Source organism: Pseudoalteromonas sp. meg-B1 (genome assembly GCF_003173795.1).
Taxonomy (GTDB): Bacteria; Pseudomonadota; Gammaproteobacteria; order Enterobacterales; family Alteromonadaceae; genus Pseudoalteromonas; species Pseudoalteromonas undina.
Window position 1 is genome coordinate 98,330 of record NZ_QGQU01000005.1, and the last position, 26,561, is coordinate 124,890.

At 42.2% G+C, this 26,561-nt stretch carries 19 protein-coding genes and 1 tRNA gene; 15 read left to right on the forward strand and 5 right to left on the reverse strand.

Translation table 11 applies throughout. The features are described 5' to 3' along the window. Positions 1-11: 11 nt before the first annotated feature. The 3 genes from cysN to cysG are packed head-to-tail and all read right to left on the reverse strand — an operon-like array spanning position 12 to position 3,800. The gene (cysN, locus tag DK924_RS16500) at positions 12-1,436 is read right to left on the reverse strand and encodes a sulfate adenylyltransferase subunit CysN (protein ID WP_109875696.1); all 1,425 of its coding nucleotides are present in this window, start codon (positions 1,434-1,436) and stop codon (positions 12-14) included. Continuing rightward, positions 1,436-2,335, reverse strand: a complete 900-nt coding sequence (gene cysD / locus DK924_RS16505) for a sulfate adenylyltransferase subunit CysD (RefSeq protein WP_013463837.1) — start codon at positions 2,333-2,335, stop codon at positions 1,436-1,438. The genes cysN and cysD overlap by 1 nt, the downstream gene beginning before the upstream one ends. 43 nt (positions 2,336-2,378) lie before the next feature. Beyond that, complete coding sequence (gene cysG / locus DK924_RS16510; RefSeq protein ID WP_010392107.1) at positions 2,379-3,800, reverse strand: siroheme synthase CysG; 1,422 nt, start codon at positions 3,798-3,800, stop codon at positions 2,379-2,381. Between the two features lie 264 nt (positions 3,801-4,064). Between cysG and deoC the strand changes: the two genes are divergently transcribed. Next, positions 4,065-4,817, forward strand: a complete 753-nt coding sequence (gene deoC, locus DK924_RS16515; protein ID WP_109875697.1) for a deoxyribose-phosphate aldolase — start codon at positions 4,065-4,067, stop codon at positions 4,815-4,817. After that, a complete protein-coding gene (locus DK924_RS16520; protein ID WP_109875698.1) occupies positions 4,801-5,301 on the forward strand; it encodes a hypothetical protein in 501 nt (166 codons plus the stop codon). The genes deoC and DK924_RS16520 overlap by 17 nt, the downstream gene beginning before the upstream one ends. 49 nt (positions 5,302-5,350) lie before the next feature. On the opposite strand, the gene DK924_RS16525 is transcribed toward DK924_RS16520, so the two are convergent. Continuing rightward, positions 5,351-6,481 (reverse strand): CsgG/HfaB family protein, encoded by a 1,131-nt coding sequence (locus DK924_RS16525; protein WP_109875699.1) that lies wholly within the window; start codon positions 6,479-6,481, stop codon positions 5,351-5,353. A gap of 133 nt (positions 6,482-6,614) precedes the next feature. Further along, positions 6,615-10,604, reverse strand: a complete 3,990-nt coding sequence (locus tag DK924_RS16530) for a two-component regulator propeller domain-containing protein (protein ID WP_109875700.1) — start codon at positions 10,602-10,604, stop codon at positions 6,615-6,617. Between the two features lie 165 nt (positions 10,605-10,769). On the opposite strand from DK924_RS16530, the gene DK924_RS16535 reads away from it, so the two are divergent. The 13 genes from DK924_RS16535 to DK924_RS16595 all read left to right on the forward strand — a co-directional run. Continuing rightward, positions 10,770-10,846 (forward strand) — tRNA-Trp (locus DK924_RS16535). A gap of 131 nt (positions 10,847-10,977) precedes the next feature. Next, positions 10,978-11,355 carry a preprotein translocase subunit SecE gene (gene secE, locus DK924_RS16540; protein ID WP_054202752.1) on the forward strand — a complete coding sequence of 126 codons (378 nt, stop codon included), beginning with the start codon at positions 10,978-10,980 and terminating at the stop codon, positions 11,353-11,355. A gap of 4 nt (positions 11,356-11,359) precedes the next feature. Continuing rightward, positions 11,360-11,917, forward strand: a complete 558-nt coding sequence (gene nusG, locus DK924_RS16545) for a transcription termination/antitermination protein NusG (RefSeq protein WP_008108460.1) — start codon at positions 11,360-11,362, stop codon at positions 11,915-11,917. Between the two features lie 216 nt (positions 11,918-12,133). Further along, positions 12,134-12,562, forward strand: a complete 429-nt coding sequence (rplK, locus tag DK924_RS16550; RefSeq protein ID WP_008108462.1) for a 50S ribosomal protein L11 — start codon at positions 12,134-12,136, stop codon at positions 12,560-12,562. A 4-nt stretch (positions 12,563-12,566) separates the two neighbouring features. Next, positions 12,567-13,271 carry a 50S ribosomal protein L1 gene (gene rplA, locus DK924_RS16555; RefSeq protein WP_008108463.1) on the forward strand — a complete coding sequence of 235 codons (705 nt, stop codon included), beginning with the start codon at positions 12,567-12,569 and terminating at the stop codon, positions 13,269-13,271. Positions 13,272-13,590: 319 nt separating this feature from the next. Then, positions 13,591-14,085 carry a 50S ribosomal protein L10 gene (gene rplJ / locus DK924_RS16560; RefSeq protein WP_008108464.1) on the forward strand — a complete coding sequence of 165 codons (495 nt, stop codon included), beginning with the start codon at positions 13,591-13,593 and terminating at the stop codon, positions 14,083-14,085. 74 nt (positions 14,086-14,159) lie between these two features. Then, positions 14,160-14,522 carry a 50S ribosomal protein L7/L12 gene (gene rplL / locus DK924_RS16565; protein ID WP_008108465.1) on the forward strand — a complete coding sequence of 121 codons (363 nt, stop codon included), beginning with the start codon at positions 14,160-14,162 and terminating at the stop codon, positions 14,520-14,522. Between the two features lie 268 nt (positions 14,523-14,790). Continuing rightward, complete coding sequence (gene rpoB / locus DK924_RS16570) at positions 14,791-18,816, forward strand: DNA-directed RNA polymerase subunit beta (protein WP_010392125.1); 4,026 nt, start codon at positions 14,791-14,793, stop codon at positions 18,814-18,816. Positions 18,817-18,920: 104 nt separating this feature from the next. Then, positions 18,921-23,093: a DNA-directed RNA polymerase subunit beta' gene (gene rpoC, locus DK924_RS16575; protein WP_054202751.1), complete on the forward strand. Its 4,173-nt coding sequence runs from the start codon at positions 18,921-18,923 to the stop codon at positions 23,091-23,093. A 194-nt stretch (positions 23,094-23,287) separates the two neighbouring features. Beyond that, positions 23,288-23,662, forward strand: a complete 375-nt coding sequence (gene rpsL / locus DK924_RS16580) for a 30S ribosomal protein S12 (protein WP_002958885.1) — start codon at positions 23,288-23,290, stop codon at positions 23,660-23,662. 97 nt (positions 23,663-23,759) lie between these two features. After that, positions 23,760-24,230 carry a 30S ribosomal protein S7 gene (gene rpsG / locus DK924_RS16585; RefSeq protein WP_010392135.1) on the forward strand — a complete coding sequence of 157 codons (471 nt, stop codon included), beginning with the start codon at positions 23,760-23,762 and terminating at the stop codon, positions 24,228-24,230. Between the two features lie 27 nt (positions 24,231-24,257). After that, positions 24,258-26,372 carry an elongation factor G gene (fusA, locus tag DK924_RS16590; protein ID WP_010392137.1) on the forward strand — a complete coding sequence of 705 codons (2,115 nt, stop codon included), beginning with the start codon at positions 24,258-24,260 and terminating at the stop codon, positions 26,370-26,372. A gap of 62 nt (positions 26,373-26,434) precedes the next feature. Further along, the coding region (locus DK924_RS16595; RefSeq protein WP_033023824.1) for a GTP-binding protein at positions 26,435-26,561 on the forward strand (127 nt) is incomplete at its 3' end.

Consider the following 26,561-nt stretch of genomic DNA (forward strand, 5'->3'; position numbering starts at 1 on the left):
GTTCATTAACGTTATAGCTTTGAAATATCAAGCGCTTGCCAATGCGGGAAGTGCTTGCGTACGAGGGCGTTAAATTCAACTTCAAAGTCGCTGAATTGTCCTGCGTTTTCTTCACTTTGCAGTACCTGTTCTATCATTCCCGCTGCAACCGTTAAGTTTGATAAGCGGTCAATAAGAATAAACGAGCCGGTTTCATGATTATGATGGTACTGATCGGCTAAAATAGTCTCGGTCAGCTCCAGTGTCACAATTGCAATTTCGTTTAACTGCAATGAATCTGCACTGCCATGCTCTAGCGTGTTTACATCAATAGTGTGATCAATTTTTGTGACCGTGGCCGAGGTGTTTTTGCTGCCAAGTTTAAGGTTGTAGCTTTTACCAAGCACCAATGGCGACTCGTGCATCCACACAATTTTAGCCTGTAATTGGTTGGTTACTTGAGCTTGCGAATTTGCAGGGACAATAACGTCTCCTCGGCTAATATCTATTTCAGTATTAAGAGTAACCGTAATTGCTTGGCCAGCTTGTGCAGTATCTAGGTTGCCATCAAAAGTAACAATTTCTTTAATATGTGATGTTTTACCTGATGGCAGTACTTTTATCTCATCGCCAACGCGTAATTTACCCGATGTAAGCGTGCCTTGAAAACCACGGAAGTTTAGATTAGGGCGTACCACGTATTGCACCGGAAGACGCGCTTCAAAACCGGTGTCGATTTCAGCTGCTGGTGAATCTTCTAACAGCTCAAGCAACGGCTTGTCAGTGTAATAAGGAGTGTGCGCAGAGCGAGTTACTACGTTATCGCCTTTAAGCGCCGACATAGGCACAAACTTAATATTTGATACGTTAAGTTGCTCGGCAAATTTTAAATAATCGGCTTTAATTTTTTCATAAACGGTTTCATCAAAATCAACAATATCCATTTTGTTAACCGCAACCACGAACTGCTTAATGCCTAATGAGTCACAAATAAAGCTATGACGCTTAGTTTGTACCTGCACGCCATAGCGCGCATCCACTAAAATAATGGCAACATCACTAGTTGAAGCGCCAGTAACCATGTTTCGGGTATACTGCTCATGCCCTGGGGTGTCGGCTATAATAAACTTACGTTTAGCGGTTGAAAAGTAGCGGTACGCTACGTCAATTGTTATACCTTGCTCACGCTCAGCTTGTAGGCCATCTACTAACAGTGCTAAATCAAGATCTTCACCGGCGTTACCCACTTTTTCGTTATCTTTATGAAGCGCGGCTAGCTGATCTTCATAAATTTGGTGACTATCGTGCAGTAGGCGGCCAATTAAGGTTGATTTACCGTCATCCACACTGCCACAAGTCAGCATACGCAATAAGCTTTTATCTTGTTGACGTGCTAGGTAAGCGTCTATACCAATTTCTTTTACTTCATTAAATGTATCGTTATTTAGGTTAGACATTAGAAATACCCCTCACGTTTTTTCTTCTCCATAGAGCCTGCTGAATCATGATCAATCACCCGACCTTCACGTTCAGATGACGACGATAGCAACATTTCTTCAATAATTTCTGTTAGGCTGCTTGCCGTTGATTCAACCGCGCCGGTTAGTGGGTAACAGCCTAAGGTTCTAAAGCGAACCGACTTCATTTGCGGTACTTCACCTTCATTAAGCGGCATGCGATCGTCATCTACCATGATTAAGGTACCATCGCGCTCTACTACTGGGCGCTCTTTAGCAAGGTACAGTGGCACCATTTCGATATTTTCTTGATAAATGTATTGCCAAATATCTAGTTCAGTCCAGTTAGACAGTGGGAATACACGAATGCTTTCACCTGGGTTCACTTGGCTGTTATAGGTATTCCAAAGCTCAGGGCGTTGGTTTTTAGGATCCCAGCGATGGTGTTTATCACGAAATGAGTAAACACGCTCTTTGGCGCGTGATTTCTCTTCATCACGACGTGCGCCACCAAATGCGGCATCAAAACCGTATTTATTCAGCGCTTGCTTTAGCCCTTGAGTTTTCATGATATCGGTATGTTTACCCGAACCATGTGTAAACGGGCCTACACCCATTTCGATGCCTTCAGGGTTTTTGTGTACGATTAAATCAAAGCCGTACTCTTTAGCTAAACGGTCGCGAAACTCAATCATTTCACGAAACTTCCAGTTGGTGTCTACGTGTAATAACGGAAACGGAATTTTTGCAGGGTAAAATGCTTTACGTGCTAAATGCAAAAGCACCGATGAGTCTTTACCGATTGAGTAAAGCATAACTGGGTTCTCAAACTCAGCGGCGACTTCGCGCATGATTTTGATACTTTCAGCTTCAAGTTGCTGAAGGTGAGTTAAAGCCATTGTTGGTCGTCCTACTAAAATGATTAAATTAAAATCTGTTAAATTACGCTACGTCTGTCAGTGGTTGAGCAAAGCTACTGATCTGCGCTTTTTCACCAAACCAGTGTAATTGGTCATGTAGTGAGGCCACTTCACCTATAATGAGTAACGCGGGCGAAATTATTTGATGCTGCTCAATGAGCTGCGCTAATTGGTCTAACTGTCCGGTAACTACGCGTTGATTTTTACGTGTGCCGTTTTCAATAATTGCCACTGGTGTTGTTGCTTCTCGCCCATGTTTTAATAGCTCGGCTTGAATATGCGGCGATTTAATCACCCCCATATAAATAGCCAGTGTTTGGTTTTTTTGTGCAAGCGATTGCCAATTAAGCTCTTGGCCTTCCTTTTTACAGTGACCAGTAACAAATTGAATAGCTTGAGCATGATCACGATGCGTTAAAGGAATACCTGCATAGGCACTACAGCCTGCGGCCGCCGTTATACCTGGCACTATTTGGTAATTTACGTTATTGGCTGCCAGTACTTGTACTTCTTCGCCACCACGACCATAAATAAATGGGTCGCCGCCTTTAATACGACATACTTTTTTACCTTGTTGCGCTAAATCAACTAGCATCTGGTTAGTGTCTTCTTGGGCTACGCTATGATCGCCTAAGCGCTTACCCACACAAATTAAATCGGCATCGCGGCGTACTAATTCCATAATTTCGTCGGAAACTAAATAATCATATACCACCACGTCGGCTTGTTGCATTAGCTGCAATGCTTTTAGGGTGAGTAACTCTGGATCCCCAGGGCCTGCACCCACTACGTATACTTCACCTTCTGGCTCTACTTTGGCATCTAGCATTTTCTCTAGTTGTTGTTCAGCGCCATGGGTATTACCGGTTTGGACTTTACTCACTACCGATGAATCAAACACGCCTTCCCAAAACTGGCGACGATCGGCAAAGTGTTTAAAGCGCTGTTTTACTTTATGGCGAAAGCCACCAACTAAGTTGGCGAGTGGACCAATGTGTTGCGGGATAAGTGTTTCGAGCTTTTCACGTAAACGTCTTGCTAATACCGGTGCGGTACCTGCACTTGAAATCGCAATGGTAATTGGGTTGCGATCAACAATAGAGGGAAAAATAAACGTACATTTAGGTTGATCATCCACCACGTTCACAAACACATTACGTGCATTAGCGAGTTCAAAAACCGTATTATTAACTTCATCATTGTCGGTGGCGGCAATAATCAAAATTTTGCCATCAAGATGTGACTCTTCAAAATAGGCATCTATTAAAGTAACTTCATTGTTGTGCGCATGTTCTTTTAATTCATCACAAAACCACGGGGCAACTAAGGTTACTGCAGCACGCGCTTTTAAGAACGCGCGGCATTTTCGCAAGGCAACTTCTCCACCGCCAACCACCAATACTGGCTTGTTGTCGAGTTTGGTAAAGATAGGTAAATATTGCACTGAGTAACGCCCCTAAAAAGATAATAAAGTGTTTAATACACAGGCAGAATATAGCGGCTATTGATAAGTAAAAAATAATTAAATCTTAGTTGATATACTCAAAAGTTATATAAACTATGTTTTTTAGGTCTAAATCTTATTTAGTAAGGGTTAGAGTGCTATTTAGTATAAAAAACGCGCTTATAGTGTTTGGTTATGAGCTATAGCAAGGTTAAGCTATGATGCTTATATAGTTTAAGGTTTTTAAAATTTCATGGGCATAAAATGACAAATAATACTCAAAACGCCATGCTAGTTGTTAGTTTAATGGATTTAACCAGTTTAAACACCGATGATAATCAAGCTAGTATTAATGCATTAGTAAACAGTATTGATCCTAAGTTAGGCATACCCGCTGCAGTTTGTGTGTTTAGTGAATTTGTAGATGATGCAAAAATAGCGCTCGCTAATCGGTTATTGAGTCATGTAAAAGTGGCCACAGTAACCAACTTTCCCACAGGTGATGCGCCACTTAATGAAGTGCTTAATGAAACATTAATAGCCATAGAGCGCGGGGCCGATGAAATTGACTTAGTCATTCCTTACAAAGCACTTATAAAAGGCGAAGCCGATACCGTGCTGGAATACGTGAGTGAAAGTAAAAAAGCATGTGGTAGTCGCGCTAAACTTAAAGTGATTATTGAAAGTGGTGAGCTAAAAACACCTGCACTTATTGCTCAAGCAACCGAGCTTGCTATTCAAGGGGGAGCTGATTTTGTAAAAACCAGCACCGGTAAAGTCGCGGTTAATGCCACGCTTGAAGCAACTGAAATTATGCTTAATACCATCAAAAAGTCATCAAAAACAGTTGGCTTTAAGGCCGCAGGCGGTGTGAAAACGACAGGTGATGCCAATGCTTATTTGCAGCTAACAACTGAGATTATGGGGCATGAATATTTAGCACCAGAGACATTTAGGTTTGGCGCTTCCTCGCTGTTAAATGAGGTTTATAAGGTATTGCATGAAGCGCAGCAGTGATGCCGAAAAACAACAATTAGAGCACGATGCAGCTAAGTTGTTTTTGCGATGTTATGAACAGCAAACGGGAATTCATATGCGCCATATTTGGCACAATGAACCAAATAGACCCGATGTAAGCTGTTATCAAGCAAATGAGCAACTCGATATAGAAGTAGCGCATTTATACGCTAGTGAAACCGAAGCAATGGCCGTGCTAGGCCGACCACTGTCGATACAAATGCAACGTGACTTAGCTGACATGGCTCAACAGCCTAGTGAGCACCGACTGCAATCAGCATTAGGACGATTGCTCAAACAAAAAGCGACTAAGCGTTATTACTCAAAACGTACCTGGTTGTTAATTCGTAACGCCAGTACCATTTGGCATAAGAGTGATTTTGAAGCGGTAATAAAAAAAGTAGCCTTTCCAAAAACCCATCAATTTGAGCAAATATGGTTACTGTGTGATTTTTATCGCGGTGAGTTATTACGAGTAGATTAAAAGCGACTAGGGGATAGCCGCTTTTTTTGATTTAAATGAATTGTGTTGCTTAGTTAAATTGAAACATGCTGCCTAAGCTTTCAAGCCCTGATTTTTGAGTTTTAGCTAAACATTTTGTGTCATCTAAAGATTTCTTTGTTGTTTCATCGGCAAGGCCTGTTACTTTTAAGCTCTTTTCTTGTTGATATTCGCGTAGTGCTAATACAGTTTGACGGTCGTATTTTACGTCTTCAGTCTCAAATTCTTCATAATTAGGTTGGTTTTTTAAATACCCTAAGCAAACCAAGTTCATACGAGACATTGCTAAGTCCATTTTTTCATAATGTGGCATTCTATGATTCGGCACATCGACAGCGACAGCAGCAGGTGCTGTTTTTTTACTAGCTACCTTTGGCGGTGGTGGTGCTGTATAGCCTGCAGCAAGCGTGTTGTTTTGGTTATAGCGATAATAGGTGTCTGGGATTTTAGTTTCTAAAAACTCAACGGCTTTAATTATTACTTCACGTAGTGCTTTTTCTTTTGGTGTATCTGACCAGCCGCTAAGACTCCCTCCAACCAATGCGCCACCAAAGTTTGTTGCTGCGCTGGTAAAGTTAAAATCTTTACTACCGCCTTCAACACTAGTTGCAGCTAAAATACGTGAAGTGCGCGTATCAATTAACCTTAGGTCAATAGCCATATGCGATCCAGAAAAGCCAGCAGAAACAGAGCTAAACACATCACCAATAAAACCGCCCGAACCAACACTTGCACCTGAACTGTCATCATCAAACTCGGTAACCGCTGCAACGACTACAATCTCAGCGCCTTCAATTTCGCCATATGCAGCCCCAGATTGTGCACTCACTCTGCCTGATACTGCTAAATCTTGTTCCGAAAGCACAGCGTCTAGTGCTTGGCGCTCCAATACAATAAAGCGATTAGTGCCAACAAGTGCGGTGGTAAGTTGATCTGCCATACCTTCACCAATTTCTTTTCGCCACCATCTTGAGTTATTTGACTTATCAGTGAAACGTGCCACGGCGATACGTGCTTTAGGACCATTGTATTTTTGTTTACTTACTTCATTAATGTCAGGTGAATTTTTATTTGAAGTGACATTGGTTGAAGTGCTTTGACATGCGCTTAAGCTCGTTATTAATGCTGTGGCAAGTAGCGTTTTTTGTATTGATGAGAGCATAGTATTTTCCTTAATTTATCTGCTTAATTACATTTGTAGTTATTTTTTTAGCAATGGCTAATTAAGGTTAATTTAAATAAATCAGTAGCTTAAAAATAGTACTCAGGCGAAAGCTTTGAGTACAGATGCGAAGCTAATGACTTTTACATGTTTGTGCTTCTCTATATTGTTTAGGTGTCACTGTATATTTGGCTTTAAAGCAACGAGCAAAGTAACTTTGAGAACTAAAGCCGGTGTTATCTGCAACTAAACCTATAGTTAAGTCGCTATCAGCTAATAATTTTGCTGCATATTCTAGACGGGTATTGCGAATGTAATCACTGGGTGTAACGTCAAAAAGAGCTTTCATTTTTAATTGTAGTGCGCGAGGGCTCAAACACATTGCGCTGGCAAACTCTTCGACGCTAAACAGTTCATTTTGATAATTTTCGCGCAAGATTGTTTTTAAGCGTTCTGTAAATGTGTAATCTTTATTTTGCTCTATTTGCGCATCTAAGGTTACAGCATGTACTTGAGCTGATAACTGTTTAACTAAGTGTTTATTTAACGCATCACGAATACCTAATAAGCCATGAATCCGACTCTTTAATAATGATGCTTCAAAGGGTTTACACAGGTAGTCATCGGCCAGTAAATCAAGCCCTTTTATACGGCTATTACTGTCTGCTTTGGCAGAGAGTAATAAAACAGGAATATGGTTTATCGAAATGTCTGAGCGAATAGCGCTTAGAAGTTGATATCCATCCATCGTTGGCATCATCACGTCACTGAGCACCACATCGGGCATTTGAGTTTGGCACAGCAAAAGCCCTTCTTCTCCATTATTAGCGCTCAGACAGGTATAGTCATCACTAAACAGTGAAACCAGTAACTCACGCATTTCCACGTTATCTTCAACAATGAGTAGCTTTTTGTTGTTTTTTAGCGGCATAGTTTGAGAGGACGATAATTGTTTATCCGTTAATAAGTTACTTGATTCACACAGTGGCAAAGTGACTGTGAAGCAACTTCCCTTGTTGATTTTACTAACTAATGAAATTTGCCCACCGTATTGCTCTACAAGCTGCTTAACCAGCGCGAGACCTATACCACTGCCTGTTTGGTTGTGTGTTGCAACACGAGTAAAACGTTCAAAAATAAGCGCTTGCTGGTGTTCTTCGATACCAATACCAGTATCAGATACCGTTATAACAACATTATTGTTTGTGTTAGAGAGTGTTAGATTAACGCTTTCATTTGATGGAGTGTATTTAAGTGCATTGGTCAATAAGTTATCAAAAATAGATAAAGCATGTTTAGTTTCTAAATTTATATAATTAGGCTGTTGCGTGGTGTCTTTAAAGGAAAAACTAATATTTTTTTGAGCAAACAAAATAGCGAAGTCGTCTACTATTTGTTCTATAAAAGGGCTTATAGAATAAGCGGATACATATTCTATAGTCGCACTTGGGCGCTGACTGAGCTGTAATAGCTCATTAATTAAATTAAGTAGGCGGAGCCCGTTACGCTTAATTATAGAAACTTGATGTTGTGCTTGAGCACCGAGTTGTTGCTGTTGTAAGTTTTCTACTGGCGCTAAAATTAAGCTTAATGGCGTTTTAAGTTCATGGCTAATATTATCTAAAAATTGGGTCTTTAGTTGAGTAAGCTTTCTTTCTTGTTGAATGAGTTGCTCTGCGGTTTTAGCTCGATAGCGTGACGCTAAAATTAACCATGTAATAATCAAAACTATTATAAGGTAAGCCGCATACGCCAATTTCGTTTGCCACCAAGGAGGCGTTACTGTCAGCTTTAGCATAGTGTGAACTTTGCTCCATTGCCCGTATTGATCGCTTACTTTTAATTGTAATTGATAATTACCTGCACTTAGCTGCGAATAGTTAACTTGTCGTTGGCTTGCATCGGTATAGATAAATTGCTTATCTAAACCACTTAGCTTGTAAGCATACTGGTATTGATTAGCAGATGAGGCATTATTAACGGCGGAATATTTAAAGCCAATGACCCCTTGGCTAGTTGGAAAAGAGAGTTTTTTAGTATGATTTATTAGTTTTGCTGGCTGTTTTTGATCTGTTAGATAGTTTTTTGTTGAACTGGCTTGGTTATAAATTAATAGCTCAGTTAACACTGGGGTTGGGGCTGCAGTACTCAATAGCAGTTTACTAGGGTAAAACTGATTAAAGCCATTGATACCGCCAAAAAATAGCTCGCCATCAGCTGCTTGAAAAGCGGCACCTAAAATAAACGAATTATGCTGCACGCCGTCACGAGGTAAAAAATGCTGCATAGCTTGATTCGTGGGATTATAGCGAGTGAGCCCTTGGTTACTGCTTACCCATAAGTGGCCTTTACTATCATCTTTAATAGCAAAAATATTATCGTTCAGTAATCCATTATGTTCGGTAATATAAGTGATCTTTTGTGTTTTTTTATCAAGGCGGTTTAAACCACCAAAGGTACCAACCCATAAAGTATCGTTATTTTGCAGGTGCAAGGAAGTGACCATATTATGGCTTAAACCAGTTTTCGGTTCGTTATTTGCGGGGTAATGGGTAAATGATTCATCGGCCATGCTTAGATAATTTAAACCTGCACGCGTCCCGACCCACAATCCGTTTGTATTTTGATCAAAAAGCAGAGTAAATACGGTATTGTTAGCAAGACTATTAGTTGAATCGTCGTGCTTGTAATGTTGAACCTCTAAAGTGTCGGGATTAAAGCGTGTTAAACCTTGGTTGCTACCTAGCCATAAATTTCCTTTAGGATCGCTCGTTATCGCATAAACACGATCGCTGCTAAGTTGATGACTTTGCGTTGTATAGGCAATAAAATTATCTTCAGCTGGATTGTATTGCAGTAACCCACCGCCATAGGTACCAATCCAAAGTCGCTGTTGGTTATCTTCATGCAGGCTAAATACATTATTATTAGTAAGGCCGCTTTGCAATTTTGAGTTAACTTTATAGCGCTTAAAGCCAGTGTCGGTTTGTTTGTTTAAGCCATCACGCGTACCAACCCATAACTGACCTTGTGAATCTTTAAGTAGAGCGCGAACAAAATTATGACTAATGGTAGTCTCATCATCGCTCAAATGCTGTTGATGCGAAAATTGATTTTGCTTTTTATCATAACGTTGCAAGCCATAGCCATCAGTACCAATCCAAATGATACCGAACTGATCTTGATAGACTGACAATAGGTAATCATTAGCAAGCCCATTTAGTTGCTGTTTATTGTGCGGTATGTGCTCAAAGTTATTTTTAGATGTACTTTGCTCTGTTTTATAAAATAAACCTTTTCCATAACTTGTCAGCCACATGGTATCGGTGTCGTCAATTAATATATCGGTGATCCATACATCTGTAAATTGAGCAAACTCCGCAAAAGCCTCTGTTGTTGGAATAAATAGGCTAAGGCCTTGTTTGCTTGCTAGTAATAGCTGCCCTTGTGTATTTAAGTGTAACCGCCATAAATTCTTATGGCTCTTTGCTATGTGTTTAAACGTTTTTAGCTCTGGGTTAAATTTAATTAATCCCTCGTTGGTCGCTAACCAGATATTCTGTTGAGCATCTATTACGATATCTTGTATTACGGTATTAGCTTGCTCGGGGCTATTATAGCTAAATGACTCAACTTCATTATTGACTATATTTAATCGTGTTAACTTTCCATGTTCATGGCCTAACCAAATATTATTTAGGTTATCTGACGCCAGTGACCATATACGGTTATCAGTAATCGCCAACTCAGTTTGCGTATTAAAAACCTTAAATTGACCGGTTTGAGTATCAAGTAAGTTTAAACCATTACTGGCTGTAGAAAACCAGATAGCATGAGGGCCGCCAGCAAGGCAATCGGTGACCCAGTTTCCTGAAATACTAGCCTCAGTAGGGTGAGACTTGAAGCGTTTAAACTCATAACCATCAAAGCGATTAAGACCGCCTTGTGTGGCAAACCAATGAAACCCTTGCTCATCAGTGATGCTGCATGTAATCGAGTTTTGCGATAATCCTTGCTCACTCGAATATGTATCTAAGTGAATAGGGCGGGCAATAAGCATGCTATGAAACAAGCAAAAAATACTTAAAATGAGGGTTTTGAATAGGGTTTGAAGTAAAGGCACTGGCTTCCTTGTGCGAACAGTATTCCTAAAATTGAAACAATCATAAACTGCTTTTTTAATAATGTTAAGTTTGATTTTTACAGCCGTCAGTGAGATTTTAAGTTATGGGTATCTTTTTACTCTTGTGTTAATGAATTGCGTAAGTATAATAGGCATCCACTTTGCAGGGGCGTAGTTCCAATTGGTAGAACAGCGGTCTCCAAAACCGACGGTTGGGAGTTCGAATCTCTCCGCCCCTGCCAATTTTTTACAAAGTGAGTAAAGTCTAGAACTAAAAATCGGTTTAAGTAAGCTTGTTTTTAAGTTTAGATTTTAATGGATTAACCCTGTCGACGTGCAGGGTTGTTGTGTCTGTAGTTAAGGTAATAATATTATGAGCACGAATATAGAAACACCATCGAGTGGGATGGAGTCAGTAAAGTGGTTAGTAGCAATTGCGCTACTTGCAGGCGCAGTCGTTGGTAACCATATGTTTGCAGATCAGTCTGTATTACTACGTGCTATTGGCGTTGTGGTTGCGATAGCTGCGGGTTTAGCTATTGCTTCGCAAACTTTCAAGGGACGTACATTCCTTGCTTTTGCAAAAGAAGCGCGTATCGAAGTACGCAAGGTAGTTTGGCCGACGCGTCAAGAAACAACGCACACGACATTAATTGTAATGGTTGCAACAGTGATTATGGCATTAATCCTTTGGGGATTAGATGGCATTTTATTCCGCGCTGTAGGCTTTTTAACTGGATTGGAGATCTGATCCCATGTCGGATGAGAATAACGAAAAGAAACTACGTTGGTACGTAGTACAGGCTTTCTCAGGTTATGAGAAGCGTGTTGCTCAAACATTATTAGAGCATATTAAAATCAAAGGTCTAGAAGATAGCTTTGGTGAAGTATTAGTTCCTACTGAAGAAGTCGTAGAGATGCGTGCTGGTCAAAAGCGTAAATCTGAGCGTAAATTCTTCCCAGGTTACGTACTAGTACAAATGGATATGAATGATGCAAGTTGGCACTTAGTAAATAGCACTGAACGTGTTATGGGCTTTATTGGTGGCACATCAGACCGTCCAGCACCTATTAGCACCAAAGAAGCTGATCGTATTCTTAACCGTCTACAAGAGAACGCAGAAGCGCCTAAACCAGCAACATTATTTGAGCCGGGTGAAGTGGTTCGTGTTACTGATGGTCCATTTGCAGACTTTAGTGGTGTGGTTGAAGAAGTTGACTACGAAAAGAGCCGCGTTAAAGTGTCGGTACTTATTTTTGGTCGTTCTACGCCAGTTGAACTTGAATTTGGTCAAGTTGAACAAGATAAGTAATTGATTTAAAGCGTCGCGTTAAAAACTTTTAAATTTTTGGCACGAAGCTTGAAAAAGGCCGCTGATTAACTTATAATCAGCGGCCTTTTTGTATTCAGGGAAAACGTTTGTTTAACTGTTTGCAGAAAGTGAGAAACCAATTTTTAAACTGGGAAGCCGCTAGAGTACGCGTCCTCGCGCGCACAAGGCTAAGACCCACCTAATGAGGTATTTATAATGGCTAAGAAAGTTGAAGCTCTAATCAAGCTACAAGTTGCTGCTGGTATGGCTAACCCTAGTCCTCCAGTAGGTCCAGCACTAGGTCAACACGGTGTAAACATCATGGAATTCTGTAAAGCGTTCAACGCACGTACAGAATCTATCGAAAAAGGCGCTCCAGTTCCTGTAGTGATCTCTGTTTACGGCGACCGTTCATTTACGTTCGACATGAAAACGCCACCGGCTGCTTACTTACTTAAGAAAGCTGCAGGTATCAAATCTGGTTCAGGCCGTCCTAACACTGAAAAAGTAGGCACAGTAACTCGTGCTCAACTTGAAGAAATCGTTGAGACAAAGAAACCAGACCTTACAGCTTCTGATTTAGAAGCTGCGGTTCGCACTATCGCAGGTTCTGCGCGTGCGATGGGCTTGAACGTAGAGGACTAAGATAATGGCTAAATTAACTAAACGTATGCGTACTATCCGCGAAAAAGTGGAAGTAACTAAAGATTACGAAATTAACGAAGCAGTTGCTCTTTTAAAAGAACTAGCGACAGCTAAATTCGTAGAAAGTGTTGACGTTGCTGTTAACCTTGGTATCGATGCTCGTAAATCTGATCAAAACGTTCGTGGTGCTACTGTACTACCTAACGGTACTGGTCGTGACGTTCGTGTTGCTGTATTCACTCAAGGCGCTAATGCAGAAGCTGCAAAAGAAGCCGGTGCTGAATTAGTAGGCATGGAAGATCTTGCTGAACTAGTTAAGAAAGGCGAGATGAATTTTGACGTTGTTGTTGCATCACCAGACGCTATGCGTGTTGTTGGTCAACTAGGTCAAATCTTAGGCCCACGTGGTCTAATGCCAAATCCTAAAACTGGTACTGTAACACCTAACGTTGCAGAAGCAGTTAAAAATGCGAAAGCAGGTCAAGTGCGTTACCGCAATGACAAAAATGGTATCATCCATACTACTATTGGTAAGGTTGATTTCACTGCTGAGCAGTTACAACAAAACCTTGAAGCTCTAATTGTTGCGCTTAAGAAGGCTAAACCTTCTCAAGCTAAAGGTGTTTACTTGAAGAAAGTAACTATCTCTACAACAATGGGCGCAGGTGTTTCTGTTGACCAAGGCACTTTAAGCACAGTTGTTGCTTAATTGAGTGTTTACATGGCGTGAAATTTGTACTATAATTTTGCGCCATTTTGCTGATTAATTTAGTTAATCGCAAAGTAAAGAATTCGGGTTGAAGTCCATAATTTCGAAGCGCCTTCGGGCAACGCGATAAATTGGGCTTCCGTCCAAGACCGTAGGGGGTTTAGGCCTTAATTTTCCTACGTAGACGGTGTGAATCCCCAGATAGATTTTTCCTAATCTTCTGGCTCTCGCCGTAAAAAGCATCTCCACCTTTATTGGTGGGGAAGAGTAAAACAGGGAAGCCGATGTACGGTAACCCATTAAACCAGGAGTAACACCCATGGCTTTAAATCTTCAAGGCAAAAAGGCAATTGTTGCTGAAGTCAACGAAGCAGCCACTGGTGCTCTATCTGCAGTAGTTGCAGATTCTCGTGGTGTAACAGTTGGTGCAATCACTGCCCTTCGTAAAGAAGCTCGCGAAGCGGGTGTTTGGATGAAAGTTGTCCGTAACACTCTAGCTAAACGTGCTCTTGAAGGAACAGACTTTGAATGCCTATCTGATTCATTTGTTGGTCCAAGCTTAATCGCTTTCTCATCAGAGCACCCAGGTGCTGCTGCGCGTATCTTTTCAGACTTCGCGAAAAAGAATGAGAAATTTGAGCTTAAAACGGCCGCTTTTGAAGGTAATGTAGTAGATGCAGCTATGCTTGCAACTCTACCTACATACGACGAAGCTGTTGCACGCTTAATGAGCGCTATGAAAGAAGCGTCTGCTGGTAAATTGTGTAAAACAATTGAAGCAGTACGTGTACAGAAAGAAGAGCAAGCTGCTTAATTTTAAGCTGTTTAATCCCTTTCGGTGTAAATTTATTTGGACCTTAGAGTCCGTTAATTATTAGGAAATTTGTAATGTCTGTAACTAAAGACCAAATCCTTGACGCAATTGCTGAAATGTCAGTAATGGACGTTGTTGCTCTAGTTGAAGCAATGGAAGAAAAATTCGGCGTAACTGCTGCAGCTGCTATGGTAGCAGGTCCTGCTGCTGAAGCTGCTGAAGAGAAAACAGAATTTGACGTAATCCTTACTGGCGCTGGCGCTAATAAAGTTGCGGCAATCAAAGCTGTACGTGGCGCAACTGGTCTTGGCTTAAAAGAAGCTAAAGCTCTAGTTGAAGCTGCTCCAACTCCAGTTAAAGAAGGTATCTCTAAGGAAGAAGCTGAAGCTCTTGCTAAAGACCTTACAGAAGCTGGTGCTGAAGTTGAGGTTAAGTAATCTAGCTTTTGCTAGGTTCGCTGCCTGAGAAATCAGGCAAGGGCTGGTGATTATTTAATCACCGGCCTTTTTGCGCTATAGAGCGACTATTCTTATAGCGCAAATAAAATCTGATTTATTCTTTAATTTCAACGCTTTATAGTTTGCTAGTGTTGAGGTGGGATTAAGTTGGAACAACAGTTAATGTTGTACATCTTGGCATAGATGCCAGTTAAGTCTGTTCTTACAAGAACAGGTCGGGTCAAAGATCAGCAAGCTGAGGAACCCCATGGCTTACTCTTATTCTGAAAAGAAACGTATCCGTAAGGATTTTGGTAAACGTCCACAAGTTTTGGATATACCTTTCTTACTGTCGACGCAGTTAGAATCGTTTAAAAAATTCTTAGTCCCGGACGCTGATGGCGATCATGGTTTGGAAGCTGCCTTCCGTTCTGTGTTCCCAATTAAAAGCTACTCGGGAAATTCTGAGCTTCAATACGTAAGTTATCGTATTGGTGAGCCAGTATTCGATGTAAAAGAATGTCAAATTCGCGGTGTGACTTATTCTGCTCCACTTCGCGTGAAACTGCGTCTTGTAGTAATGGACAAAGAAGCTCCAGGCACAGTTAAAGACATTAAAGAGCAAGAAGTTTACATGGGCGAAATTCCGCTCATGACCGATACCGGTACTTTTGTAATCAATGGTACAGAGCGTGTTATCGTTTCTCAGCTACACCGTAGCCCTGGTGTATTCTTTGATAACGACCGCGGTAAAACTCACTCGTCAGGTAAAGTGCTTTATAACGCACGTGTAATTCCTTACCGTGGTTCATGGTTAGACTTCGAATTTGATGCAAAAGATAACTTATATGTACGTATTGACCGTCGTCGTAAATTACCGGCGTCTATCATCTTACGTGCACTTGAGTACACGAGTGAAGAAATCCTAGATATCTTCTTCGATACTACTGCGTTTGAAATCGCTGACGGTAAAGTTCTTATGGAACTTGTGCCTTCACGTTTACGTGGTGAAACTGCCGCTTTTGATATCAAGAGCGAAGACGGTGAAGTCCTTGTTGAAAGCGGTCGTCGTGTTACGGCTCGTCACATCAAGAGCATCGAGAAAAAAGGCATTAAGCAATTAGAAGTACCACATGAGTACATCATTGGCCGTGTATTAGCGAAGAACTATGTTGATGAGTCAACAGGTGAAATCATTGCTACTGCAAATGACGAGCTAACGCTTGAAATGATGGCTGAATTGGTTAAAGCCGGTCACACGACCATTGATACACTATACATCAATGAAGTGGACAGCGGCGCTTACATGTCAAATACGTTGAATATTGACTCGTCAAGCAACCGTTTAGAAGCACTAGTAGAAATTTATCGCATGATGCGCCCAGGCGAGCCACCGACGAAAGACGCGGCTGAAGCCTTATTTGAGAACTTATTCTTCTCAGAAGAACGCTATGACTTATCAACAGTAGGTCGTATGAAGTTCAATAGCCGTGTTGGTTACGATTCAGACACAGGCCCTGGCACATTAAGCAAAGAAGACATCGTAGCGGTTATGAAAGTATTGATTGCTATTCGTAACGGTGTTGGCGATGTTGATGATATAGACCACTTAGGCAACCGTCGTATACGTAGTGTTGGCGAAATGGCTGAGAATCAATTCCGTGTAGGTTTAGTACGTGTAGAACGTGCTGTACGTGAGCGTTTAAGCTTAGGTGACCTTGATGCGGTAATGCCACAAGATCTTATTAACGCTAAGCCTATTTCGGCAGCGGTTAAAGAGTTCTTCGGCTCGTCTCAGTTATCACAGTTTATGGACCAAAATAACCCGCTATCAGAAGTAACGCATAAGCGTCGTATTTCTGCATTAGGTCCGGGCGGTCTAACTCGTGAACGCGCTGGCTTTGAAGTACGTGACGTTCACGTAACTCACTACGGTCGCGTATGTCCAATCGAGACTCCTGAGGGTCCAAACATCGGTCTAATTAACTCATTGTCTACGTATGCACGTACCAATGACTACGGTTTCTTAGAAACACCTTACCGCAAAGTGGTAGACGGTGTAGTAACTGATGAAGTTGATTACCTATCAGCCATTGAGGAAGGTCAGTTTGTTATCGCACAGGCGAACTCAAACTTAACGGAAACCAATGAGTTTGTAGATGAACTTATTCCATGTCGTCACAAAGGTGAATCAACCTTTATGGGTCGCATGGACCAGCAATATATGGATGTATCACCACAACAGGTGATCTCTGTAGCGGCAGCACTTATCCCGTTCCTAGAACACGATGATGCTAACCGTGCATTGATGGGTTCAAACATGCAACGTCAAGCAGTACCAACATTGAAAGCGGACAAACCGTTAGTAGGTACAGGTATTGAGTTAACACTAGCAAAAGATTCTGGTGTAACGATTGTTGCTAAACGTGGTGGTGAAGTAATGTATGCCGACGCAAGTCGCATCGTTGTTAATGTACATGAAGAAGAACGCATCCCTGGTGAAGCGGGCATCGACATCTACAACTTAACCAAGTACACACGTTCTAACCAAAATACATGTATTAACCAAAAGCCGACTTGTATGGTTGGTGAACCGGTTACTCGTGGCGATGTGTTAGCAGATGGTCCTTCGACTGACTTAGGTGACTTAGCCCTTGGTCAAAACCTTCGCGTGGCATTCATGCCATGGAACGGTTACAACTTCGAGGATTCAATCTTACTATCAGAGCGCGTAGTTGAAGAAGATCGTCTAACGACTATCCACATTCAAGAACTACAGTGTATCGCCCGTGATACTAAATTAGGCTCAGAAGAGATCACAGCAGATATCCCGAACGTGGGTGAATCTGCACTAGGCAAGCTTGATGAATCAGGCGTTGTATATATTGGTGCTGAAGTTAAAGGCGGCGATATCCTAGTAGGTAAAGTGACTCCGAAAGGCGAAACGCAATTAACACCAGAAGAGAAGCTACTACGTGCTATCTTCGGTGAAAAAGCGTCTGACGTTAAAGACAGCTCTTTACGTGTACCTAACTCTGTAACTGGTACTGTAATCGACGTACAAGTTTTCACCCGTGATGGTGTAGAAAAAGATAAGCGTGCGTTAGAAGTTGAAGACATGCAGCTTCGCGAAGCGAAGAAAGACTTCAACGAAGAGTTCCGTATTCTAGAAGCTGGTGTTTTAGAGCGTGCTCGCAAGTTACTTGTGGCAGCTGGCTTCGATGAAGACAACTTAGCGTCACTGAATGCTGAAAAGTTACTAACTCAAAGCCTTGCTGAAGAAGACAAGCAAGCTGAACTTGAGCAACTAGCTGCACAGTACGATGAGCTTAAAGCTGAATACGATAAGAAGTTTGAAAACAAACGTCGTAAAATTACTCAAGGTGATGACTTAGCACCAGGTGTACTTAAAATTGTTAAAGTATACTTAGCTGTTAAACGTCGTATCCAACCGGGTGATAAAATGGCGGGTCGTCACGGTAACAAAGGTGTTATCTCGACTATCGTACCAGTAGAAGATATGCCATACGATGACAAAGGTCGTACGGTAGATATCGTACTAAATCCACTAGGTGTACCATCGCGAATGAACATCGGTCAGATCCTTGAAACGCATATGGGTCTAGCTGCACGCGGTATTGGTGAGCGCTTAGAAGAAATGATGAAAGAGCAACGCGAGCTTCATGAGCTACGTGAATTCATCAAACAAGCTTATGAGATCGGTGAATCTCGTCAGGTTGTGGATATCGCTAGTTTCTCTGATGACGAAATTCGTCGTTTAGCTGAAAACTTGAAAGGTGGTTTACCGATTGCTACTCCTGCATTTGATGGCGCGAAAGAAGACGAAATCAAAGACATGCTAGAGCTAGGCGGCTACCCTAGAAGTGGTCAGGTTACACTTTATGATGGCCGTACTGGCGATCAGTTTGAACGTCAAGTAACTGTAGGTTACATGTACATGCTTAAACTTAACCACTTGGTTGACGATAAGATGCACGCGCGTTCTACTGGTTCTTACAGCCTTGTTACTCAGCAGCCGCTGGGTGGTAAAGCACAGTTCGGTGGCCAGCGTTTTGGTGAGATGGAAGTATGGGCACTTGAAGCTTACGGTGCTGCTTACACTCTACAAGAAATGCTAACAGTGAAATCGGATGACGTGAACGGTCGTACTAAGATGTATAAAAACATCGTTGATGGTAACCATAAAATGGAACCAGGTATGCCAGAATCGTTCAACGTATTGTTGAAAGAAATCCGCTCACTGGGTATCAACATCGAGTTGGAAGAAAATTAAGCCAATTAGATGCTGCAGTTAACGCTGCAGCATCTGTTATGGCTGAATAGAATGTAGGGACGAGAACATCCGTCCTCAAGATTAACTCCGACAGGAGAGCTAAGGTGAAAGACTTACTTAAGTTTCTGAAGCAACAAAATAAGACCGAAGAATTCGATGCAATTCGCATTGGTCTTGCTTCACCAGACATGGTTCGTTCATGGTCATACGGTGAAGTAAAGAAACCTGAGACTATTAACTACCGTACTTTCAAGCCTGAGCGCGATGGCTTATTCTGTGCCCGTATTTTCGGCCCAGTGAAAGATTATGAGTGTTTATGTGGTAAATATAAACGCCTTAAACACCGTGGTGTGATCTGTGAAAAGTGTGGCGTTGAAGTAACACTCACTAAAGTGCGTCGTGACCGTATGGGTCATATAGAACTGGCAAGTCCAGTTGCGCATATATGGTTTTTAAAATCATTACCGTCACGTATCGGCTTAATGCTTGATATGACGCTTCGTGATATTGAACGTGTTCTTTACTTCGAATCATTCGTAGTAACTGAGCCTGGTATGACAACGCTTGAGCGTGGTCAGCTATTAGGTGAAGAAGAATACCTAGATGCACTTGAAGAGCACGGCGATGAGTTTGAAGCGAAGATGGGTGCTGAAGCAGTATTAGACTTGCTTCGTGAACTCGATCTTGCTCAATTAATTGCAGAGATGCGTGAAGAGTTACCAACAATTAACTCTGAAACTAAGCGTAAAAAGATCACTAAACGTCTTAAGTTAATGGAATCGTTCCACCAATCAGGTAATAACCCTGAGTGGATGATCATGACAGTACTTCCAGTATTGCCACCTGACTTACGTCCATTAGTACCACTAGACGGTGGCCGCTTTGCGACATCTGATCTAAATGACCTTTACCGTCGTGTTATTAACCGTAATAACCGTCTTAAGCGTCTACTAGATTTAGCTGCACCAGATATTATCGTACGCAACGAAAAACGTATGTTACAAGAAGCGGTTGATGCGCTACTTGATAACGGTCGTCGTGGTCGTGCAATTACAGGTTCTAACAAACGTCCACTTAAATCGCTTGCTGATATGATCAAAGGTAAGCAAGGTCGTTTCCGTCAGAACTTACTTGGTAAGCGTGTAGATTATTCTGGCCGTTCTGTAATCACGGTTGGTCCTACACTTAAGCTTCATCAGTGTGGTCTTCCTAAGAAGATGGCATTAGAGCTTTTCAAACCATTCATCTATGGCAAATTAGAACGTCGTGGCATGGCTACGACAATCAAAGCAGCTAAAAAGATGGTTGAGCGTGAAGTAGCGGAAGTATGGGATGTACTAGACGAAGTAATTCGTGAACATCCAGTATTACTTAACCGTGCACCGACACTTCACCGTTTGGGTATCCAAGCGTTTGAACCTGTGCTTATCGAAGGTAAAGCGATTCATTTGCATCCATTAGTATGTGCGGCTTACAACGCCGACTTCGATGGTGACCAAATGGCGGTACACGTACCGCTAACAATTGAAGCGCAGCTAGAAGCTCGTGCGTTAATGATGTCTACAAACAACATCTTATCGCCTGCTAATGGTGAGCCAATCATCGTTCCTTCACAGGACGTTGTATTAGGTCTTTATTACATGACGCGTGACCGCATTAACGCCAAAGGCGAAGGCACCGTATTTAAAGATCCTAAAGAAGCAGAAAAAGCATACCGTAGTGGTAATGCCGACCTTCACGCAAAAGTGAAAGTACGTATTAGCCAATCAGTAGCTAATGAAGATGGTGTTGTAGAAGATACAATTACTATCATTGATACTACAGTGGGTCGTGCAATTCTGTCTCTTATTTTACCTAAAGGTATGCCGTTTGAGTCAATCAACCAAGCTCTAGGTAAAAAGCAAATTTCTAGCTTATTAAATGAGTGTTACCGTCGTCTTGGTTTAAAAGACACAGTTGTGTTTGCTGACCAAGTTATGTACACCGGTTTCCACTACGCAATGAAGTCAGGTGTTTCAATTGGTATCGATGACTTAGTTATCCCACCAGTTAAAGCATCAATCATTGAAGCAGCAGAAGCTGAAGTAACTGAAATCAACCAACAATTCCAATCAGGTCTTGTAACGGCTGGTGAAAAGTACAACAAAGTTATCGATATTTGGTCACGTGTAAATGAGAACTTATCACGTGAAATGATGGCTAACTTGTCAAAAGACACCGTAGTGAATGCGCAAGGTGAAGAAGAAGAGCAACCGTCATTTAACTCAGTGTTTATGATGGCCGACTCAGGTGCTCGTGGTAGTGCCGCTCAGATCCGTCAGCTAGCAGGTATGCGTGGTCTAATGGCACGTCCAGATGGTTCAATCATCGAGACGCCAATCACGGCTAACTTCCGTGAAGGTCTAAACGTACTTCAGTACTTCATCTCAACGCACGGTGCGCGTAAAGGTCTTGCCGATACAGCACTGAAAACAGCGAACTCGGGTTACCTAACGCGTCGTCTAGTAGACGTTGCACAAGATTTGGTAATCAATGAAGACGATTGTGGCACAGAAGATGGCTTAACAATGAAACCGCTTATTGAAGGTGGTGACGTTGTAGAAGCACTTCGCGAACGTGTACTAGGTCGTGTTGTTGCTGAGCCTGTTGTTATCCCTGGTACTAATACAGTACTTGTAGAACGTAACATCATGCTTGACGAAAAACTGTGTGACCTTTTAGAAGAGCACTCAGTTGATGAAGTTCGTGTACGTTCAGTTATCACCTGTGATAACGACTTTGGTGTTTGTGCTAAGTGTTATGGTCGTGACCTAGCACGTGGTCATATCATCAACGCGGGTGAATCAGTAGGTGTTATCGCGGCACAATCAATCGGTGAGCCGGGTACACAGCTTACGATGCGTACATTCCACATCGGTGGTGCGGCATCAAGAGCGTCTGCTGAGAATAATGTACAAGTTAAAACTAACGGTACATTAAAACTTCACAACGCTAAGTATGTATTAAATACAGACGGTAAGATTGTTATTACCTCACGTTCTACAGAAATCACTATCATTGATAGCTATGGTCGTGAGAAAGAGCGTTATAAAGTACCTTACGGTGCGGTATTAACAGTGCAAGACAATGCAGAAGTTCAAGGTAACGACATTGTTGCTACTTGGGACCCGCATAGTCACCCAATCGTTCTTGAGCATAAATCAAAAGTATCGTTCAGCGATATCGATGATTCAAATACTGAAGCACAGACTGACGAACTAACGGGTTTAACTCGTGTAGTTGTTAAAGATCTTGCTAAAGCGAATGCGAAAGAGCCGAAACTTATCATTGAAAGTGATGAGCGTGGCTTGCAAGAAACACGTCTTCCTTCATTCACTACGATTGAAGTAACAGACGGCGCGACTGCAAACCCAGGTGACGTATTAGCACGTATTCCGCAAGAAGGTTCGAAAACTCGTGATATCACGGGTGGTCTACCACGCGTAGCCGACTTATTTGAAGCGCGTAAGCCGAAAGATCCAGCTATCTTAGCTGAAATCACCGGTACGATTAGCTTCGGTAAAGAGACTAAAGGTAAGAAACGTTTAGTTATTACTCCAGCTGAAGGCGATCATTACGAAGAAATGATTCCTAAGTGGCGTCAACTTAACGTGTTTGAAGGTGAGCAAGTGTCTAAAGGTGAAGTTATCGCCGATGGTCCAGAGTCACCGCATGACATCTTACGCCTACGTGGTGTGACTCATGTTGCTAACTACATTGTTAACGAAGTGCAAGAGGTTTACCGTTTGCAGGGCGTTAAGATCAATGATAAGCACATTGAAACTATTATTCGTCAAATGCTACGTAAATGTATCATTCTAGACGGTGGTGATACTGAGTTCTTAGCCGGTGAGCAAATTGAAGTGGCACGCGTTAATATCGCAAACCGCGACCTTGAAGCTCAAGGTAAGATCCCAGCTAAGTTTGAAATCCAGTTAATGGGTATCACTAAAGCATCACTAGCGACAGAATCTTTCATCTCAGCAGCCTCGTTCCAGGAGACAACTCGTGTCCTAACAGAAGCCGCTGTAAATGGTAAGAGCGATGAGTTACGCGGTCTGAAAGAAAACGTAATTGTGGGTCGATTGATCCCAGCCGGTACCGGTTTTGCGTATCATCAAGATCGTATGGCTCGTCGTAAGCAAAAAGACGTTGTTGAAGAGCAAACGGTAAGTGCAGAAGAGGCGACTCAAGCACTGACTGATGCCTTAAACGCGGATTTATCTGGAAATCAATAAACCGAATCTAATCAATAGATTAGAGTTTAGCAAGGTAGTTATCTACTGCCTTGCGAGCGGTTTAGGTTGACAGGTCAATCTTTGCTCATTAAAATTCCGCCACCCATTTACTTGCACGTTTAATACATGCTCGTAAAACAAGGGCGGATTTTTTATTTTTTTCAGTAGTAATTTTAATTTCAGGAGCTATTTAAATGGCAACTATTAACCAGCTAGTGCGTAAGCCACGTCGTAGCAAGGTTACTAAAAGTAACTCAGCTGCGCTTAAAGCGTGTCCGCAAAAGCGTGGTGTATGTACTCGCGTATATACAACTACACCTAAGAAACCAAACTCGGCGTTACGTAAAGTAGCTCGTGTACGTTTAACTAACGGTTTCGAAGTAACTTCATACATCGGTGGTGAAGGTCATAACCTTCAAGAGCACAGTGTAATCCTAATCCGTGGTGGTCGTGTTAAAGATTTACCAGGTGTGCGTTTCCACACTGTACGTGGTGCACTTGACTGTGCAGGCGTAAGCGACCGTCGTCAAGCTCGTTCTAAATACGGTGCAAAACGCCCTAAAGGCTAATTGTATTCCGTTAGTAAGGCCAAGCACTAAATATTATTAATTATTGTTTTGGGTTATTGTTCCAAAAGGACAAACCTGAATAAACCGGAGATACAAAATGCCTAGAAGACGCGTAATAGGTCAACGTAAAATTCTTCCAGATCCTAAGTTCGGATCGGAACTTCTTGCAAAATTCGTTAACATCGTAATGTTAGACGGCAAGAAATCTACTGCTGAAAAAATCGTTTATGGTGCGCTAGACGTGGCTGCTGAGAAATCAGGCAAGTCGCACCTAGAAATCTTTGAAACTGCACTTGATAACATCCGTCCACAGGTAGAGGTTAAATCTCGCCGTGTTGGTGGTTCAACTTATCAAGTACCAGTTGAAGTACGTCCAGTACGTCGCAACGCATTAGGTATGCGTTGGTTAGTAGACGCTGCACGTAAGCGTGGCGAAAAATCTATGGGCTTACGTTTAGCTCAAGAAATCGTTGACGCTGCTGATAACAAAGGCACTGCGGTTAAGAAACGTGAAGACGTTCACCGTATGGCTGAAGCGAATAAAGCATTCGCTCATTACCGTTGGTAATCTGTCCTTAACCTTTAAGAGGATTTTATGGCACGTACAACTCCACTTGAGCGTTACCGCAATATCGGTATTTGTGCTCACGTAGATGCAGGAAAAACCACCACAACAGAACGTGTTCTGTTCTACACAGGTCTTTCTCATAAGATCGGTGAAGTGCATGATGGCGCTGCAACTATGGATTGGATGGAGCAGGAACAAGAGCGTGGTATCACAATCACTTCTGCTGCAACAACGTGTTTCTGGAAAGGGATGGACGCTCAATTTGACGACCATCGCATCAATATTATTGATACCCCAGGGCACGTAGATTTCACTATCGAAGTAGAGCGTTCTTTACGTGTACTAGATGGTGCGGTAGTTGTTCTTTGTGCTTCATCGGGTGTACAGCCGCAAACTGAGACAGTTTGGCGTCAAGCGAACAAGTACGAAGTTCCGAGAATGATCTTCGTAAATAAAATGGATCGCACGGGCGCTGACTTCTTAACGGTTGTAAGCCAGGTGAAATCTCGTCTTGGAGCAACGCCTGTTCCAGTCCAGCTGCCTATTGGCGCTGAAGACGACTTTAAAGGTGTTATTGACCTTATTAAAATGAAAGCCATTAACTGGAATGATAAAGACCAGGGTATGACTTTCTCTTATGAGGCAATACCGGCAGAACTTCAGGAACTAGCCGAAGAATGGCGCTCTCACTTAGTTGAAAGCGCTGCTGAAGCTACTGAAGAACTAATGGATAAATACTTAGAAGGTGAAGAGTTAAGCGAAGCAGAAATTAAAAATGCTTTGCGTCAACGCACATTAGCGAACGAAATTGTTCCCATGACGTGTGGTAGTGCATTTAAAAACAAAGGTGTTCAAGCTGTGCTTGATTGCGTTGTTGAATATATGCCATCACCAACACAAGTGAAACAAATCCAAGGTATCTTAGAAAATGGTACTGAGGAAGAGCGTCCTGCTGATGATAAAGCGCCGTTTGCTGCTCTTGCATTCAAGATTGCAACAGACCCGTTTGTTGGCACTTTAACCTTTTTCCGTGTTTACTCTGGTACTGTTAAACAGGGTGACGCGGTATATAACCCAGTAAAAAGTAAGCGTGAGCGTCTTGGTCGTATCGTTCAGATGCATTCAAACTCACGTGAAGAGATCAAAGAAGTCCACGCAGGCGACATCGCGGCGGCTATTGGTCTCAAAGACGTAACAACAGGTGAAACACTGTGTGATCCGAACTCTATTATTACGCTTGAGCGTATGGAGTTCCCAGAACCAGTTATCTCTGTTGCGGTTGAGCCTCGCACAATCGCTGACCAGGATAAAATGGGTATCGCGCTAGGAAAACTAGCTGCAGAAGATCCATCTTTCCGCGTACAAACTGACGAAGAATCAGGCCAGACTATTATCTCTGGCATGGGTGAACTTCACCTTGATATCATTGTCGACCGTATGAAACGTGAATTCAGTGTTGAATGTAACGTTGGTAAGCCGCAGGTTGCATACCGAGAAGCTATTCGTTCAACTGTTGAAGTTGAAGGAAAGTTTGTACGTCAATCAGGTGGTCGTGGTCAATATGGTCACGTCTGGCTTAAACTTGAACCGATGGATATTTCGGATGATGAAGCCCCAATTTACGAGTTCGTAAACGAAACCGTAGGTGGCTCAGTGCCGAAAGAATACATCCCTGCGGTAGACAAAGGTATCCAAGAGCAAATGGCTCAAGGTGTACTGGCAGGCTACCCATTACTTGGTGTTAAAGCGACTTTATATGATGGTTCATTCCATGATGTGGATTCGAATGAAATGGCATTTAAAATAGCAGGTTCACTGGCTATGAGGCAAGGTGCGCTAGATGCAAACCCTGCACTTTTAGAACCAGTAATGAAGGTTGAAGTACTCACTCCTGAAGCAAACATGGGTGATGTAGTTGGCGACCTAAACCGTCGTCGCGGCATGATCGAAGGCATGGAAGATGCACTTGGTGGCCTTAAGCAAATTAATGCTGTGGTACCACTATCTGAAATGTTCGGTTATGCGACTGCTTTACGATCTGCAACACAGGGCCGTGCCTCATACTCTATGGAGTTTTTGAAGTACGCTGAAGCCTCTAAGCAGGTTGCAGATACAATAATTTCAGCTCGCGCTGTTATATGATTTTAGCTTGTCTGGCTCAATACTGAGTCAGGCTTTAATTTCTTTATTAGGAATTTTTTAAGATGGCAAAAGAAAAGTTTGAACGCGTAAAACCGCACGTAAACGTTGGTACAATCGGCCACGTTGACCACGGTAAAACTACACTAACTGCAGCAATCACTAACGTACTTGCAAAAGTATACGGCGGTG